The sequence below is a fragment of the Campylobacter sp. VBCF_01 NA2 genome, assembly GCF_027797205.1.
In the GTDB taxonomy this organism is placed as follows: domain Bacteria; phylum Campylobacterota; class Campylobacteria; order Campylobacterales; family Campylobacteraceae; genus Campylobacter_B.
In genome coordinates this window covers 816,281-833,785 of record NZ_CP115607.1, presented here as the reverse complement: position 1 = coordinate 833,785, position 17,505 = coordinate 816,281, and the positions used below count along the sequence as shown (strand labels likewise).

The 17,505-nt window shown below is 42.8% G+C and carries 16 protein-coding genes; 6 read left to right on the top strand and 10 right to left on the bottom strand.

The features are described from left to right. Positions 1 to 90: 90 nt before the first annotated feature. Genes recG through PF027_RS04310 form a run of 5 tightly spaced genes read right to left on the bottom strand, consistent with a single transcriptional unit; the run spans position 91 to position 5,585 of the window. Positions 91 to 1,929: an ATP-dependent DNA helicase RecG gene (gene recG, locus PF027_RS04330; protein ID WP_270871820.1), complete on the bottom strand. Its 1,839-nt coding sequence runs from the start codon at positions 1,927 to 1,929 to the stop codon at positions 91 to 93. Then, entirely contained in the window at positions 1,926 to 3,188 is a 1,263-nt protein-coding gene (locus PF027_RS04325; protein ID WP_270871821.1) for a M16 family metallopeptidase, read from the bottom strand. The genes recG and PF027_RS04325 overlap by 4 nt, the downstream gene beginning before the upstream one ends. Further along, on the bottom strand, positions 3,185 to 4,234 hold the full coding sequence (locus PF027_RS04320) for a dehypoxanthine futalosine cyclase (RefSeq protein WP_270871822.1): 1,050 nt from the start codon (positions 4,232 to 4,234) through the stop codon (positions 3,185 to 3,187). Before PF027_RS04320 ends, PF027_RS04325 begins: the two co-directional genes overlap by 4 nt. A gap of 20 nt (positions 4,235 to 4,254) precedes the next feature. After that, complete coding sequence (locus tag PF027_RS04315) at positions 4,255 to 4,653, bottom strand: NfeD family protein (RefSeq protein WP_270871823.1); 399 nt, start codon at positions 4,651 to 4,653, stop codon at positions 4,255 to 4,257. Further along, entirely contained in the window at positions 4,650 to 5,585 is a 936-nt protein-coding gene (locus tag PF027_RS04310) for an SPFH domain-containing protein (protein ID WP_270858837.1), read from the bottom strand. The genes PF027_RS04315 and PF027_RS04310 overlap by 4 nt, the downstream gene beginning before the upstream one ends. Before the next feature lie 155 nt (positions 5,586 to 5,740). On the opposite strand from PF027_RS04310, the gene PF027_RS04305 reads away from it, so the two are divergent. Next, complete coding sequence (locus tag PF027_RS04305; RefSeq protein ID WP_270877209.1) at positions 5,741 to 6,943, top strand: MFS transporter; 1,203 nt, start codon at positions 5,741 to 5,743, stop codon at positions 6,941 to 6,943. Positions 6,944 to 7,121: 178 nt separating this feature from the next. Here the strand turns inward: PF027_RS04305 and PF027_RS04300 are convergent, their stop codons facing one another. The 5 genes from PF027_RS04300 to murJ all read right to left on the bottom strand — a co-directional run bounded on the left by PF027_RS04300 (position 7,122) and on the right by murJ (position 13,551). Next, the gene (locus tag PF027_RS04300; protein WP_270877208.1) at positions 7,122 to 8,273 is read right to left on the bottom strand and encodes an MFS transporter; all 1,152 of its coding nucleotides are present in this window, start codon (positions 8,271 to 8,273) and stop codon (positions 7,122 to 7,124) included. Positions 8,274 to 8,628: 355 nt separating this feature from the next. Continuing rightward, the gene (locus tag PF027_RS04295; RefSeq protein ID WP_270877207.1) at positions 8,629 to 8,874 is read right to left on the bottom strand and encodes a hypothetical protein; all 246 of its coding nucleotides are present in this window, start codon (positions 8,872 to 8,874) and stop codon (positions 8,629 to 8,631) included. A 154-nt stretch (positions 8,875 to 9,028) separates the two neighbouring features. Next, complete coding sequence (locus PF027_RS04290) at positions 9,029 to 10,744, bottom strand: ABC transporter ATP-binding protein (protein ID WP_270871826.1); 1,716 nt, start codon at positions 10,742 to 10,744, stop codon at positions 9,029 to 9,031. 19 nt (positions 10,745 to 10,763) lie between these two features. Continuing rightward, a complete protein-coding gene (gene cysS, locus PF027_RS04285) occupies positions 10,764 to 12,167 on the bottom strand; it encodes a cysteine--tRNA ligase (protein WP_270871827.1) in 1,404 nt (467 codons plus the stop codon). Then, positions 12,154 to 13,551 carry a murein biosynthesis integral membrane protein MurJ gene (murJ, locus tag PF027_RS04280; RefSeq protein WP_270871828.1) on the bottom strand — a complete coding sequence of 466 codons (1,398 nt, stop codon included), beginning with the start codon at positions 13,549 to 13,551 and terminating at the stop codon, positions 12,154 to 12,156. Before murJ ends, cysS begins: the two co-directional genes overlap by 14 nt. Before the next feature lie 81 nt (positions 13,552 to 13,632). On the opposite strand from murJ, the gene PF027_RS04275 reads away from it, so the two are divergent. The 5 genes from PF027_RS04275 to ruvA are packed head-to-tail and all read left to right on the top strand — an operon-like array spanning position 13,633 to position 17,502. After that, positions 13,633 to 14,736: an MlaE family ABC transporter permease gene (locus PF027_RS04275; protein ID WP_270871829.1), complete on the top strand. Its 1,104-nt coding sequence runs from the start codon at positions 13,633 to 13,635 to the stop codon at positions 14,734 to 14,736. Then, positions 14,733 to 15,473, top strand: a complete 741-nt coding sequence (locus tag PF027_RS04270; RefSeq protein WP_270861679.1) for an ABC transporter ATP-binding protein — start codon at positions 14,733 to 14,735, stop codon at positions 15,471 to 15,473. The genes PF027_RS04275 and PF027_RS04270 overlap by 4 nt, the downstream gene beginning before the upstream one ends. Before the next feature lie 9 nt (positions 15,474 to 15,482). Continuing rightward, the gene (locus PF027_RS04265; protein ID WP_270861680.1) at positions 15,483 to 16,388 is read left to right on the top strand and encodes an MlaD family protein; all 906 of its coding nucleotides are present in this window, start codon (positions 15,483 to 15,485) and stop codon (positions 16,386 to 16,388) included. A 2-nt stretch (positions 16,389 to 16,390) separates the two neighbouring features. Beyond that, entirely contained in the window at positions 16,391 to 16,951 is a 561-nt protein-coding gene (locus PF027_RS04260) for a hypothetical protein (protein ID WP_270871830.1), read from the top strand. Continuing rightward, on the top strand, positions 16,948 to 17,502 hold the full coding sequence (gene ruvA / locus PF027_RS04255) for a Holliday junction branch migration protein RuvA (RefSeq protein WP_270861682.1): 555 nt from the start codon (positions 16,948 to 16,950) through the stop codon (positions 17,500 to 17,502). The genes PF027_RS04260 and ruvA overlap by 4 nt, the downstream gene beginning before the upstream one ends. Positions 17,503 to 17,505 lie beyond the last annotated feature (3 nt).

Genomic DNA, 17,505 nt, shown 5'->3' with positions numbered 1-17,505 from the left:
TTGCGAGGCGACGCAGTCGCCGTGGCAATTTAGTAAAATTTATGGCAATTTAGTAAAATTTATGGCAATTTAGTAAAATTTATGGCGATTTTAAAATTTAATCTCGCTACTTGTTTGCGTATCGGCGAAATTTTGCGCTCTGCTTTTGGCTCGTTCGGTTATATCCTCTTCATAATCATACCACGAAAATGTCGCTCCATGCTGAACCGAGCCATCGAGCAAATCCCCGCCTTGGCGGTTTTTCAGATCAATTCCTGCGACCTTAAATCCATCTAGTGTTTGCGCGAATTCTTTTAGCCTTTCTGGCGCTTGCTTTAATTTCGTGTAGAGATAGCACCAGCCCTCGCCGCCGTTTCGCCCCACGCGACCGCGCAATTGGTGAAGCGAGGCTAGCCCCATGCGCTCGGCTCCGACGATTAAGATTATGCTAAGTCTTGGTAGCGAAATGCCCACTTCCACGACGGTTGTGGTGATTAGCAGCGAGCCATTATCGCGGAATTTCAGCAAAATTTCCTCTTTTTCCTTGTCGCGCCCGTGCGTAACATACACGCCAGAGAATTTCGCCTGCCAAAACGGCGCGGCTTCCTCGACGCTTTGGTAAATCAACTTTTCGGATTGTTCGACGAGCGGATAGACGATGATTGCTTGATTTCCTTTGTCGATTTCGCGCTTTAAATGGCTCATAAAGCCCTCAAATCCGGCGTTTTGCAAGATTAGAGTGTGGATATGTTTTTCGAAAGGCATTTGCTTTAAAAAGCTAAAATTCACAAGCTCGGATTGGATTAGCGAGAGTGTGCGCGGGATCGGTGTGGCGCTAAATTGCACGAAGTGCGCGCGATACTCGCCACACTGGGTGAGGGCGTTGATTTTTTCGCGCTGATTTGAGCCGAAGCGGTGCTGTTCATCGACCATGATGAGATTTGAGGGCGTCAAGTCATGATAGAGCAGGGCGTGCGTGCCGATGACTAGGTGCGCACCCTCTAAATTTAGCGATTTTTCGCCACCTTTGACCTCCAAAATATTCATAAACTCTGGCAAAAGTCGCACCGCTTCTGTGTAAATTTGATCGGCTAAAATCGAGGTTGGCACCATTAAATAGCTAGTGCGCGGATAGTTTAGCAAGGCTGCGCCAAGGATTATTAGCGTCTTGCCCGAACCCACATCGCCCATTACCACTCTGCGCCTTGCAAGCGGGCTAGATAGGTCGGCTTTGATATCATCAAGTGCCTTTATTTGGTCGTTTGTGGGAGCAAAAGGCAGGGTGCTAAGCCACGAGGAAATGTCGTTTAGAGGGTAAATTTGCGCCTTAAAATCCATTTTTTTGGCTTTTAGTTTTCTTAAATAATTATAAATTTCAACGAATTTTAAAATTTCAAGCCCGTTTTCGTTTTCTTCTAAATTTTGCACCAAACGCACGCTGTTTTGGTCGTTTTGATGAATTTGCATTAAAAATTCAGCCTCATTTTCACCAAGCCCCTCATCAAGCAAGGCCTGCTTGGAAATGTAGCTTGAAATGAGCTTTTGCGTCGCGGCGTCCGTGAGGGCGTTTTTGTATTTAGGGATAATTTCGCCTACTTTGGTGACGATTTTGGGATTTACGAACTGCCACGCGCCGTAAGCGTTGTCGCTTTTGCCGTGGATAAACATCTGCTTGCCGATTTTAAAGACGCTGTGGTGCCAGCTTTTGGCGTTGAAGATGACGATTTTGATCTCGCACTCCCAGCTTAGGCAAAATGCGCTGATGATAAGCATACCATTGGCGCGACGGCTTGCTGTTTTGCACTCGATCAAAACCGTGTTTTCGCCGGTGTTTGGCTCATCTTTGACGCTTAAATCATCATAGCTTTTTGGAAGTGCCAAGGCTAAATCAAGCAGTGAAAAAACGCCGATTTTAGCGAGCGTTGCGCTGTCTTTGGGGCTAAATTTCATAATTTAAAATTTGACTTTGCGACTTCTGAGCAAACCACGCAAAAGCTTAAATTTAAAATTTCAGCGTGCGAGGCGATAAATTCATTTAGCGTGCGCAAATCTAGGTTTTTCGTGCGCTCTAAATTTCGCTCAAACTCGCCAAATTCGAAGCCTTGATAATATTCGTTGGCGCTGATATTTGCGCGCTTAAACATAGTCTCTTTTTGCAAAACCGCGCTTCCTAGGATAAATTTTTTCGCACTTTCTAGCTCGCTTTGCGTAACGCCGTTTTGGACGAAATTTGCGATTTCGGATTTGATTAGCTCGTAGGCTTTGGCTAAATTTTCGTTTTTGGTCTGCAAAAATCCCCAAAAATCGCGCTTAGACAGGTCGAAATTCGCTCTGGCATACACAGAGTATGCAAGTCCGTGTTTGACGCGGATGTTTTCCATGAGGCGTGAGCCAAATCCGCTCGAACCAAGGATAAAAAGCGCCACATTTGCGATATATTTTTCTGCGATTTCGGCGAAAAATGGCGCGCCAAAATAGATATAGGCTTGCTCGCTTTTTTGGGCGATGATTTGAGATTTGGGTGTAGAATTTGTCGCAAAAACGGGTAGTTCGCGCGCGTTTGTGACGGTGAAATTCTCTAAAATTTTGGTTATGTTTTTGCGCAAAAGGCTAGCCTCATCGCTTGCGCCCTGCGCGTCGCCCACTACGAGGACATAGGCGTTTGCAAGATCTAGCGAGGCGAAAAATTCCTTGACATTTTCAAGGCTGATTTGCGCGATACTATCCTCATCGCCGATTAGCGGGGAGGCTAGTTTGGTGCCCGAATAAAGGCAGTTTTGCAAGCCTTGGTTTGCGATGTAGTCAAATTCGCTCTTTAAAATATCAATTTCGCCTAAAATTTGGGTTTTGATTTTAGCTAAAATTTCATCTGTGAAATTTGGCTCTTTTAGCAGATTATCCAGCATTTCTAGGGCAAATTCGAAGTGCTCTTTGAGCGAATTTACCTCGATTACGAAGGTCTCAAACCCTGCGTCGATATCGAAATTTATCGCATAGATATCGAGTTTTTCGTAAAATTTATTTACCCCTAGGCTCTTTGTGCCCTCATTTAGCATTTTTGCGGTGAGTTTGGCTAGGCCATTTATCTTTTCGCTCACTGCGCCACTGGCTTTGAAAACGAGTTTGAAACTCGCCACCGGCAGGGAATTTTCGATTTGTGTGAGAAAATCTACTTTGGTGTTTTTTGCTAAAATTTCGCTTTTTATCATTTATAAATCTCCAAAATATCATAGTTTGTGTTGCGTTTGGCTGGGATTTCGCCGATGTCTTTGATTAAGCTTATCATTTCATCTGCGCTCATGCGAAAACTCGCACCGGCGGCTTTTACGACATTTTCTTCCATCATCGTTGAACCCAAATCATTTGCGCCAAATTTTAGTGCGAGTTGCCCTATGTAGCTTCCTTGAGTAACCCACGAGCTTTGGATATTTTTAAAATTATCCAAAAATAGCCTTGCTACGGCTAATAGCCTTAAATAGCGATTTGAGCTTGTTTTTTTGATTTCTGGGTGTTCGGCGATGAGTTTTGTGTTTGCAGACTGAAAGCTCCACGAGATAAAAGCGCGAAATCCGCCCGTAATATCTTGCAGATTTCGCAGTTTTTCCCAGTGCTCGATAATCTCTTCATCGCTCTCAACCGTGCCAAACATCATCGTTGCAGTCGTTTTCATACCGATTTCGTGGGCGGCTTTATGTATGCCTAGCCAAGTATCTGCGCCGATTTTTTTAGGCGAGATTATATCTCTAACTCTATCGCTTAAAATCTCAGCCCCAGCTCCGGGAATTGAGTAAAGTCCCTTTGCTTGAAGCCTAGATAAAACTTCTTTGTGCGTTAAATTCGAAATCTTAGCGATATAATCAATCTCGATTGCAGAGAAGCCATGAATCGTGATTTGCGGGTATTTTTGCGCTATGTGAGCGACTAAATTTTCATACCAATCAATTTTTAGTTTCGGATGAACGCCGCCTTGAAAAAGGATTTGCGTCCCGCCGATTGCGATTAGTTCGTCGATTTTCGCATCAATCTCATCAAAGCTCAAAATATAGGCGTCTTTTTCATTGATTTTACGACAAAACGCGCAAAATTTGCAATCCACAAAGCAGATATTTGTGTAGTTTATGTTGCGATCGACTACAAAAGTCGTGATTTTATCTGGATGAAGCTCTAATTTTTTTTCATACGCCATAGCTCCAAGCTCGTGAAGCGGGGCGTTTTTTATCAAATTTAATGCCTGTGATTTAGTAATTCTACTCAAATTTAACCTTCTTTTTTGATTTATTTTTCTAGTATGATTTGTCCGTCTTTGACGCCACGCACGCGCACTTTTGTGCCTTCTGCCATGTTTTTTACCTCATTGCTTTGCCATAGCGTGCCCTTGAAATAGACCATGCCCTCTTTGACATAGCCCTCGCCACTCTCGTCTAAGAAATTGTCTTTAATCTCTTCGGTTGGCTTGAAAAATTTGGATTTCAGTGGCTTTTTTAGGGCGAGCAAAAGTGCGAAAGATAGCACGAAAGAGGCTAGGATTTGCACCTCCCATGATAGCGGAAGCGCGAAGCTAAATAGCCCCACGATCAAAAATCCAGCCCCGAAAAATACAAAGGTAAAATCAAGCACCAAAAGCTCGATAATCACCAAAATAACGCCAATTATGATAAAAATAAGTGGGCTCATTGATTGTTTTCCGTGATTAAATTTTTATCCCCAGCCTTGCCTAAAAATTCGCTTAGCACAGAGAGCGAGCCGATGATTTCGCTGGTTTCATACGGTATGATGACCTTGTCCTTGCTTGCGCTTTTTGCTAGCTCGTTGAAAGCATTTACGCGACTTTGCGCGAGCAGGTATTCAGCGGCGAATTTCGACGCCGCCATAGCCATATTGATATTATCCATAGCGTGTTTTTGACCCACAGCTAGGGCGATTTGCTCGTATTTTTTCGCGTCCGCCATGCGCTCGATTGCCTCAGCTTCGAGAACTTTTTCTTGTTTTTGCGCTTCGGCTGTGCGAATAAGAGCAGCTTTTTCGGCTTCGGCTTTTAGCTCGATTGCCCGTTTTTCGCGCTCGGCTTTCATTTGCATATTCATAGCGTCCTCTATGCCTTTTGGGACTGAAATTTCTGAAATTTCAACACGCATGATTTTTACGCCCCAGTTATCGGCTGCATCGCCAAGGGCGACTTGGAGTTTTGAGTTTAGCTGATCGCGGCTTGATAGGGTCTGATCTAGGCTCATTTCGCCGATTGCTGAACGAAGTGTAGTCATAGCGAGATTTGAAATAGCTTTGCGATAATCCTCGACATTATAAAGCGCCATTTTGCCATTTACGATTTTCAAAAATACGATTCCATCGACCATGATATTGACATTGTCTTTGGTGATGACTTGCTGTTTTGTGATATCTACTAGCTGTTCGCGAACGCTCATTTTAGCGCGCACGCTGTCAAAAAACGGCACAATTACATGAAATCCGCCGTCTAAAACCTTGTGAAATTTACCAAGTCGTTCGATAATCATAATCTCAGATTGCGATACGATTTTGACACCAAGCTTCAAAACCAGCGCGATTAGCGCACAAATCACCACAACGGTAGCTGCGAAACCTTCCATTTTTTCTCCTAAAATTTCTAAAATTTAAATCTGACGATTATAGCAAGTTAATGTTTAATACTAAATTTAAGATTTTTGGTAGTTTTATTTAACAAATCCAAAACACATAATTAAGCCAAATTTGGCTAAAATGCGAGGTTTTTTGAAAGGCAAAAATGGTTAGATATTATATTTTACTTCGCAATTTTCGCAACTATCGCTTGCTATTTAGCGCGGGATTTATCTGCATGTTTGGCGTGTGGTTTTCGATAGTGGGTATCGCTACGCTACTGATCGAGCTGGGCGCGCCCGTGTGGGCGATCACCGCTGTGGGCGTGGTGTCGTTTATACCAAATATATTTTTAGCTCCGATTAACGGCATTATCGTGGATAAATTTCGCCCAAAGCCCCTAATGGTGAGCATGTTCGCCATAGAGATTGTGACGATTTTCATGCTGATTTTTATCAATGATTTGGCGTATTTGTGGCTACTTTTGGGCATTGTCGTGGTGCGAAGCGTGGCTGGGACGCTCTTTTATCAAACCGAGTCTTCGACCCTGCCGAAATTTCTACCAAAGCCGTATTTAAAGCTAGCAAACGAGCTAACTAGCATTAGCTGGACGATTACTTATACCCTTGGTATGGCGTTAGCTGGGGTGTTTATACACTATTTTGGGGTTAGGGCGGCGTTTATTTTGGATTTTTGTTTGTATGTTTTTTCGTTTTTTATCCTAATTCGCCTAAATTTTAAAGATATTACAGGAAGTAGCACGCAAGGTGCGATAAAAATGCTAAAAGAGGGCTTTACTTACATACGCTCGCGCCCTTTGGTGGTGCATTTAATCGTAATTCACGCCTTTGTGGCGGTTACGACTTATGATAATCTTATCGCGCTACTAGCGAAATTTGAATACAAGGAAATCCTAAGCGCGTCGCTGGTGATTGGGCTAATGAATATGGCGCGTTCAGCCGCGGCGTTTTTTGGGCAGATGTGGCTGACGCGAATTGTAAATTTGAAGCGGTATTTTTGGATTTTGCTAGGGCAGGGCGGTGGAATCATGCTCTGGGCGGCGTTGGAGTTTAATTACTGGCTTTCGTTTATCGGTATCGTAATGGCTGGATTTTTTATCACGACGGTGTGGTCGTATTCTTTCACGCAACTCCAAAGCCATGTCGATAGGGAGTTTTTCGGGCGGGTGATCGCGTATAACGATATGGCGTATTTCATCGTCGCAACTCTGACCTCAGCGGCTATCGGTGCGCTGTATTCGCTAGGGCTGGCGCTGTGGCAGATAACATTTCTAATGGGATTTATGTTTATAATCGCTGCGGTGTATTATAAATTTATCGTATATGATAGGTATCTAAGCAAGGAGTGAGGTTTAGCGTAAAATTTGCCTAATTTATCATTGCGAGCTGTGCTTGCACGGCGAAGCAATCTACGAGTTTTAAAATTCTTACGCTAATTTTGTAAAAATACTGACCTTAAATTTTGAAGTCGTAGATTGCCACGATTTTTGCTACGCAAAATTCTCGCAATGACAAATCTAACAAATTTTAAATTTTAGGGGCGATTTCGGGGCGGAAGTATGCGAAAACGAGCAAAAATGCCATTACTACAAAAAACACCGCGCTAAACCCCTCTGCACCGAAAACTCTCATCGCCCCGCCTATGATTATGGGCGAGAAAAACGATGAGAGCGAATACGAAAACAAAAGCGAGGCCGAGATTTGCACGCGCGAGATTGAGGAGCTGTTTGTAAAGGAATCGTTCGCGCGCGCGATTGCGAGCGAGTATAGCGGAAAAACGCCAAAACCTAGCAAAAAGGCTAGGGCGCATTTGACCTCGAAATTCCCGGTGGCAAACAGCCCCAGCGCCGAGCACGCGCCGATTGCGCACACTAGCATTATCGCCTTGCGCCTGCCGAAAAAATCAGACACAGGGCTAGCAAAAATCTGCGAAATGAAGCCTCCGACCATGGCTAGCCCCATAAACCAGCCCACTTGGCTGACATTTCCACTGCTTAGCACATACACGCTCGCCATTGAAAAAAATCCGTTTATCAAAACCCCGCCACAAACTGCCGTCGCAAGCGCAAGTGGCGGTAGAACCGAGATTTTTGGCATGCAGATTGTGGCTTTTTGCGCTTTTGCGGGCGGGTTAAAACGCATAAATTTCAAAGGCACTAGCCCAAAAAGTATGAAAAATCCGCTTAGAAAAAAGATTAAATTTGCGCTTAAATTTAGCGCGATTATCCCCACGCCCACGGTAAATGCGCCGTAAAATACGATCTCATACACGGCTAGGACGCGTGAGCGGATAGAGTTTGTGATTTTGGAGTTGATCCAGCTTTCGATTATCATCAAAAGTGCGTAGTAGCAAAACCCAAGCCCGAAGCGAAGTATCGCCCAAAACGCCAAATTTGCGCTGATATCGTGGGCTAGGGCACACAGCGCGAAAACCACGCTAAAAATATAATACGAGCGCACATGGGCGAAGCGGCCGATGATCGTAGGCGTGAAAAACACGCTAGAAATGGCGCCCAGGAAGAAAAACGATGAGATAATGCCGATGATTAGGTCGCTTTGGCCTCGCATTTTGAGTATGACGCCGGCTGATGATAGGGCTAGCGCGTCCCCGATAAACATAAAAAAAATCGCTAGAAATAGCGCACTTAGCGTCCTTGCCGCACGCAGGCTTTTAAACATAAATATCCTAAAAATTGAAATTCAAGCTGGTATTTTACTCGAAATTTGAAAAATTCAAGGTTAAATTTGCAAAATTTGCGATTGTTTTTAGCGTAGCAAGAAACGGCGCAAGCCGTAACGAAAAATCAAATCAGCTAAATTTAAAGCGAAGCTTTAAATTTAGCCACCTTAAAAGCGTCGTCGGGGGTTGGGGGTTTGTAAGGAGGAAGGGGAGCGACCTCGCAAAATGAGCGTAGCGATGGCGACAGCCGGCATTTCTTGCGAGCGAAGCGAAGCAGAGTAATTGGGGCCTCCTTCCCCCTTACAGAGAATTTCACGGCACAGGTTAAATTCAAAAAATCGTTCAATGCTAAATTTAAGTAGAATTTTGCTCTACATTTTTCTGGATTGCTTCGAAAACTTCGTTTTCTCGCAATGACAGCGAATTTAGCAACTCGTAGATTGCTTCGCTTTCTGTGAAAGCTCGCAATGACAATAGTGAGCAAAATTTGCATAATCTGTCATTGCGAGAATTTGTATAGCAAATTCGAAGCAATCTACGAGTTTTGAAATTTATAAACGATAAATTTACAAAAATACTGACCTTAAATTTTAAAGTCATAGATTGCCACGAATTTTGCTAACGCAAAATTCTTGCAATGACAGCGAATTTAGCGTTTGGTAATTTTGGCTCGTAGATTACTTCGCTTTCTACGAAAGCTCGCAATGACAAATTGGGCGCAAAATTCTCGCAATGACAGCAAATTTTGCGAAATTTAATCCTTCACTAGACCTTTTAAAATCCTGTATTCATCGCAATTCGCGCTTAGTGTTTCATCATCGCCCATTGCGATAATCTCGCCGTTTTTGACCACGGCGATTTGGCTGGCGTTTTTGATAGTGGATAAGCGGTGAGCGATGACAATTACGATTTTATCGGCCTTTATCTTTTCTATGACAGATGAGATTTCCTTTTCGCTGGCGTTATCTAGCGCGCTCGTGGCTTCGTCGAAAATGAGAATTTGCGGGTTTTTATACAGCGCGCGCGCAATCGCTATGCGCTGGCGCTGTCCGCCTGAGAGATTCGCGCCAAACTCGCTTAAAAGCGTGTTTATGCCATCTTCCATCTTGGCGACAAATTCATAAGCATTGGCAAGGCGCAGGGCATTTATGACGCGCTCTTCGTCAAATTCGGCACCGTAGCTGACATTTGCAGCGATTGTATCGTTAAAAATATAAATTCGCTGGCTCACAAAGCCGATATTATCCCTCAGGCTTGCGATGTCAAATTCGCTAATCTCGTTGCCGTCAAAAAGTATATTTCCGCTTTTGGCGTCGTAGTAGCGCATTATGAGATTTACCACCGAGCTTTTGCCACCGCCGCTATTTCCCACAAGGGCTAAAATTTGCCCCTTTTTTACGCTAAAATTTATATCTTTTAGCGCGATTTTTTCATCATAGCTAAGCGAGACATTTTCGAAAGAGAGCGTGGATATATCGCCCATTTTTAGGCTTCCGCCGATTATGGCTGGCTCTAAATCAATTAACTCGAAAGTCCGCTCAGTAGCAGCCGTGGCGTCTTGCATTTTATTATGCAGTGATGAGACCTTTTTTATCGGCGTATAGACCATAAAAAGCGCGGTTAAAAAGCTAAAAAAGCTTCCTATGCTCATCTTGCCTTCGATGACCTCTTTGCCACCTACGATGATAACCACAGCCACGCCAAGTGCGCCAAGCATTTCCATTACGGGGCTTACGAGTGAGTTTGTAATTATTGCCTTTAAATTTAGCTTGAAAAATTTTGAGTTTTCTTCCTCGAAGTGTTTTACCTCGAAATTTTGGGCGTTGCTGGCCTTTACGATTTCGATATTTGTAAAAATTTGATTTAGAGCCGATGTGATATCGGAGGTCTTTTCAAGGGACTGGCGCGAGACCTTTTTCATGCGTTTGGCTAGGCGCGATAGCGGATAAATCGCAGCCGGAAAGACCACGAGCGCAAAAAACGAAAGCTTAGGGCTATTGTAAATCACCACGCCAAGAAGCCCAAAAATAGTGATGATTTGCGTCACAAAATCAGGTATCATGTTTGAAACCACCGTGCGGATTCGCTCGATATCGTTCATCGTCCTAGAAATCAGCTCGCCAGTGCTGTGAGTGTTGAAAAATTTCAAATCTAGCCTAATTAGCTTTGATACGAGCAAATCGCGCAGTCTGCGCACGGTATCTTGCCCGATAAATGAAGTGTAGTATGTCTGGATAAATGTGCCGGCACTTTTCATCGCAAACACCGCTATAATCGCAAACGCAAGCGGGTAGAGATAGAGGGTGTTTTTCTCGACAAAGATATAATCAAGCACCGGTTTTACCAAATACGCGCTCGCAGATGTCGCAAGCGAGGTCATAATCATACCCAAAAACGCTAGCGCAAACTGGATTTTATAATCAATCAAAAATGGTTTAAATCTTTTTAAAATTGTCTTAAAATCGTTCAAAACTCTTCCTTAAATTTACTTATTGCGCGCTTTTTTCCCAAATCGTGCCATTTGGCGTATCCATAATCTCGATTTTCATCGCTGTAAGTTTGGCGCGAATTTCATCGGCTAGGGCGAAATTTTTCTGCTTTTTAGCTTCGCTTCTTTGCTCGATTAGACGCAAAATTTCAGCTCTTTCATCATCGCTTACGCCAAATTGAAAATAGCTAACCTCGTCCATATAAAGCACGCCAAGGGTGTTTTTGACAAATTCTAAATTTGCTAAAATTTGCGCTTTTAAAGCCTTATCTTTTGGGTTTTTATCGAGTGCTTCATTTGCGCAAGACACCATTTCATCGACACAGGCAAGCGCGCCAGATGTGTTTAGATCATCATTTAAAAACTCTAAAATTTTGCCCCTAAATTTGGCTTGCTCGCAAGGCAAATTTTGCGCCATATTTACCCTTTTTTTAAGGCGGTAAATTTTATCAAGGCGTTTTTTGCAGGCGAGCAAATCATCGATTGTGTAGTTGAAATTTGCCCTATAATGCGAACTCATCAAATAAAACCTCAAAGCCTCGCCAGGCACCAGAGCTAGGGCGTCTTTGACAAAAAAGCTATTGCCTAGACTTTTGCTCATTTTTTCGTTATTTACCTGCACGAAGCCATTGTGCATCCAGTATTTAGCTAAGGCTCTATGCTCGCTACATCTGCACTGCGCGGCCTCGTTTTCGTGGTGCGGGAAGAGCAAATCAGCCCCGCCAGCGTGGATATCAATGCAAAATTCGGCATCATGGCTATCTAAATGGGCTAAAATCATCGCCACACACTCGCTATGCCAGCCCGGTCTGCCACGCCCAAATGGCGCCTCAAACCACGCCTCGTCGAATTTCCACAGCGCGAAATCTTTTTCATTTTTTTTCTGCTCGTTTGAAACCACGCGCGCAAACTCGCTGTTTTGATCCTCTGCTTTTTTGCCACTAAGGCTTAAATAATCGCTATCTTTGGTGGTATCAAAGTAAATCCCATCGCCTGGTATTTCATACGCATAGCCCAAATTTAGCAAATTTGAAACAAGGGCGCAAATTTCATTAATATTTTCGGTCGCTTTGGGCGAAATGTCGGCGTCACGGACATTTAGCGCACCCATATCGTCCAAATATCGCTTGGTGTAAAATTCTGTAATCTCGCTTAGAGTTTTTCCACTCTCGCTCATTTTTTTTAAAATTTTGTCGTCGATATCGGTGAAATTTCTAGCAAATTTTACATTTTTGCCCTGCGCTTCTAGCGCGCGCCTAAGCAAATCAAAGCTAATCGCGCTTTTAGCATGCCCCAAATGCGCGTCATCATACACAGTCGGCCCGCAGACATAAATTTTAATCTCATCTTCGTTAAGCGGGATAAATTCAACCTTTTTTTTACTTGCAGTATCATAAATTACCATAATATAAACCTTTTAAAACATATAAAATTCCTATTTCAAGCGCGCAAAGCCCTAGAATTAGAAGGATTTTTTTAGCCTTGATTATAGCCAAAAAGTTATTAAATCCAAAAAAATAGAGATTGAAAACAAACAAAAATCCCCCTGTAATCGAGCTAGCAAGCGCCAAACCCACAGCCCCAAATGGTTTAAAAAATATAGCACACAAAACTACATTTATAAACACGCACCAAAGCGAAATTTTAGCACTTAGCTTCTGTTTCATGTGCGCATACAGCCAGTGCGAAAAAATGCGCGAGAGCCCAAACGGCAGCAGTCCCACCATATACGCTGCCAAAACAGCCGCGCATTGGGCTGTGTTAGTGGCGGTGAAATTTCCGCGCTCAAATAAAATTTTGGTAATCTCGTGCGAGAGCATGATTCCGCCGATTGTGGAGAGTGCCAAAAGTGCCAAAAGCATGTAAAATCCGCGCTCGATTAAATTTAGCGCCTCTTTTTGGTTGTTTGTTTTGATTTGTTTGGTTAGTCGCGGGAAAATCGCCGTGCTAAGCGCGATCGCAAAAAGTGCGAGCGGAAGCTGAAAAATGCGGTTTGCGTAGTATAGATAGCTGATACTTCCGCTGGCTAAAAAGCTAGCAAAAAATGTATCTATAAATGAGCTAAGTTGCAAAGCGCTAGCCCCTACAACCCCGGCAAAAAAGTTGTTATAAAAGCCTTTGGTTTGCGCTTTGGCTCCGTTTTTGAGCCTAGCAAATCCACCCAATAGCACTCTAAGCATTCCGGTAAATTTCAGCGCATACACATGCACCAAAAACTGCAAAAACCCGCCCGCTACGACGCCACAAGATAGATACAAAACGATACTTCGCTCATCTTTACCGCGAGCCAAAAGCAAGGCAGTAATCATAGCTAAATTTAATAAAGCGGTAGAAAATGCCGTAGTGGCGAAATGATCGCGGTATTGCAGCATCGAAGCAAAAAGCGTAACGATAAAAATAAAAGCTAGATATATGAAATTTATGCGCACAAATGGCGTTGCCAAGGTGATTTGCTCGTCCGAAAAACCATAAGCTAAAATTTTAGTAAAAAACGGCGCAAACACCCATACAACCGCAGTTAAAAACAAAATAAAAAGAAAAAATCTAATCAGCACGGAAGCTGCGAAAATCCCCTTTTTTTTCGAAGCGGTAAAATTTGGCAAAAACGCCTGCGTAAAGGCACCCTCACCAAAAAGTCGTCTAAATAAATTTGGCAGTTTAAACGCCACGAAAAATATATCGCTATACACACCAGCACCCAAAATTGAAGCCGTCAGCAAATCGCGCACAAAGCCCAAAATGCGAGAAGCGAGCGTTCCGACGCTGTTTGTAAAAAACCCTCTAAACATAATTCCTCGTTAAATTTTATAAAATAAAAAGATAGATTATAATATAATTTCGCCTATTTTTTGATTTTGAAAGAGGATATTTTGCAAAATTTGCCATTTTCGCTCGATACGCAAAACTTCATCAAAACCCTAAAATTTGAGGGTAGCTGGACATATCGAAGCGGAAAAAAACAGCTTGATTTACTTAAAAAAACACTATCAAATTTAGACAATTTCGTAGCAGATTTTTCAAATGTCGAAAAGCTGGATTATTTCATGGCTTACAGCATTAAAAATTTAATGCGTGGCAAAAGCGTGGAATTTAGGAGCCAAAATCCAAAAATAGAAAAAATTTTTGAATTTATTAGCGATGAGAGCATAGACCATAATTTTATGCCAAAAGTGCATGGTATGGGGATTTTGGCTCAAATAGGGCTGTATTTTTGCGCAGGCTGGGCTGGGATTGTAAATCTAGCTACATTTTTGGGCGAGTTTTTTTGCAAAGTATTTTCGCTATTTTTGCACCCGCGCAAATTTCGCCTCAAAGAGACCGTAAATTTTATCAAAGACAACGGCATTGACTCGCTTTTTATCGTGGCTTTGACCGCGTTTTTAATCGGCGTGGTGCTAGCTTACATTGGCGCAGACATGCTATCGCAGTTTGGGGCTAGTATTTATATTATAGATATTATGGGTGCTCTAACCATGCGCGAGATTGCCCCGCTAATCGCAGCGATTGTCATTGCTGGGCGTTCTGCGTCGAGCTTTACAGCGCAAATTGGCGTTATGAAAATCACAGAAGAGATCGACGCGATGAAAACAATGGGCTTTGATCCGTTTTATTTCCTCTCAATGCCACGAATTTTGGCTATGGTGATTTGTATGCCATTTATTATTTTTATCGCAAATTCAATATGTATTTTCGCTCAAATGATAGTTTGCGAGGCGTATTTGGAGATAGGATTTTTGGATTATTTGGATAGATTTAAATCAAATGTCGAAATTCGCCACTTTTTCGCCGGTATGATAAAGGCTCCGTTTTTTGGCGCATTTATCGCTATAATCGGCTGTATGAGAGGCTTTGAGGTCAAGGGAAATACCCAAAGTATCGGCGAATACACCACAATCAGCGTGGTAAATGCGATATTTTGGGTCATCGCCATAGACGCGATTTTTGCGATACTCTTCTCGGAGATTGGGCTGTGAGCGAGATAATAAGCGCAAAAAATGTAACCACAGCGTATGGTGCGCGCATAATGCACGATAATGTGAGTTTTAGCGTGAAAAAGGCTGAAATTTACGGCTTTTTGGGCGGAAGTGGAAGCGGAAAAACCACTCTAATGAAGACGCTAATTTACCTAAACCAGCCAAAAAGCGGCGAGATTAAAATTTTTGGTGAGGATATTTGGAGCGCGGGTGAGGATAGGCGCAATGAAATTCGCCTAAAATGCGGTGTGATGTTTCAATTCGGCGCGCTGTATAGCTCGATGAATGTGCTAGAAAATGTAGGCGTGCTACTGCGCGAATACTCAAATTTTAGTGACAAAGAGATTAACGAGCTTGCTATGTTTTGGATACAAAAGGTAGGCCTTAAAAAAGAGAGCGCAATGCTAAATCCAAACGAGCTAAGTGGCGGTATGAAAAAGCGTGTTGCGCTCGCTAGGGCATTGGCATTAAGCCCTGAGATTTTATTTTTAGACGAGCCAAACTCGGGGCTCGATCCGCTTAGCTCACGCGCCCTTGATAGGCTAGTGTGCGAGCTAAGAGATAATCTTGGCGTAACCGTAGTAATGGTAACGCACGATGTGGATAGTATTTTTGATATACTTGATAGATTTTTGATAGTCGATAATAAAAAAATCATCTTCGAAGGGGCTTTGAGCGAAATCGAAAAGCTAGAAAACAACCCGCTTGAAGAGCTATTTAAAATGAGAGCGAAATAGGAGCAAAATTTGGAAAATAGAACCTCATATACAATCGTGGGCGCATTTGTTATGGCGTGCGTGTTTGCGCTTACAGCTTTTGTGTGGTGGATGCTAACTCGCACCGATACTAGGGAGACTTACAGATCGTATTATATCCACACCAAAGAGCTTCCGACTGGAATTCGCGAGAATTCAGATGTCAAATTTATCGGCGTAAATGCTGGAATCATCAAAAAAATAGATTTTGTCGATATCGAAAATGCAATAATCGAAATCGAAGTATCGCTTAAAAGCAAACTCCCTATCTCGCGAGATAGTATCGCCAAGGTCGAAACGCAAGGCATTAGTGGAATTTCGTTTTTAAATATCACAAAGGGAAGTGGCGAGCTATTTAGCGAAAATGAAGAAAGGCCAATCATCGAGCTAGATAAAACTTTGCTTGATAAAATCGGCTCCAAAGCAGAAGTTATCACAGATAGTGTAGGGCAGATGATATTTAAAATCAACTCGCTTTTATCGCAAGATAATATGAAAAAAGTCGATGAAATTTTAACTTCGCTTAATAAATTTAGCGCCGAACTTAGCGATGAGAAGAAATTTAACGAACTAAACGCATTAATGGCGAATTTCAACACCCTAATGACGAATTTAAACGAAAGAGAGCACGAATTAGACGAAATTTTGGATAAATTTAATGCTTTTGCCAGCAGTGCGACGCGCCTTTCAAATTCGCTCGAAAAAACAAGTCAGATTATGGCAAAGCGCGTAGAGCGGGGCGAATACAATCTCAAAGCCATACTAGATCCTACACTAAACGAGGCCAAAACCACACTAACCGAGTTTAACAAGGCTTTAAGAGAGTTTCAAGGCGCGATGTTTAGGCTAGAAGAAAATCCGTATGAATTCTTTTTTAGAGATACCAAAAAGGACTGAAAATGAGAAAAATTTTATGCGCATTTATCGCAGTTTTGGCGGGAGCTTTACTGGGAGGCTGTTTGGCAAAGAGTGCTAAGCCATATACTTATTATGAGCTTAAATACGACCAAAAACACTGCGCCGCGAAGTCAAATTCACGCAAAAATATCTATATCGAGAGTGTAACTGCGACAAATTTGGTCGATAGACGCGATATCTTAATCGTGGATTGGAAATCTCGCACGAGATACGCAAGTGATGCCAAATACATAACAATGCCAAGCGAAATGCTTTATAAAGCCCTAATCGACGCGGCATTTTCGACATGCGCGCTAAATCCGATTTTTGTGCCACAAGAGAGAGATTTGCGGCTAAAAACCACGCTTATCACGCTTCAAGTCGATGGCGATAACGCTAAAATCACGATTGGATACGAGTTTTTAAACGCTGTGCAAAGCATAAAATCTGGCGTGATTACAAAGCGAGTTTTCGTGCCAGATCCAAGCTCGCAAAGCATTTATAACGCGACAAATTCGGCGTTAAATTTGGCAATTGATGAAATTTTAAAGGCAATTCAATGATAGTAGGATTAGAAGGAATAATCACGCACAAAGAGCCCACTAAATGCGTGATAAAGTGCGCTAGTGGTGTAAGTTATGCTGTGGCGATTTCGCTAGGGTGCGGCGCTAGGGTAGAGCGGGGCGAGAAGGTGGAATTTTTGATAACTCAGATTATCAGAGAGGACGCAAATTTGCTCTATGGATTTTTGGAGCCAAAAGAGAAAAATATGTTTGAAATGCTAATCAAGCTAAGCGGAATAGGGGCTAGCACGGCAATGGCTGTGTGCTCATCGCTTAGCGCAGAGAGCTTTTCTCGCGCGATTATCACAGGCGATAGCGCGCTACTAACGAGCGTGCCAGGAATCGGCCCAAAGACAGCTAGGCGCATAATCGCCGAGCTAGGGGACGCGAAATTAATGGAGTTTGGCGAGAGCGAAGTGTATAAATCAGAGGCGATGAGCGCGCTTGAAAGTTTAGGCTTCAAACGCGATAGAATCAGTAAAATTTTGCTTGATTGCGTCAGCACAAATACGGCTGATTTGATCAAAGAGGCATTGAAAAAACTAGCATAAATT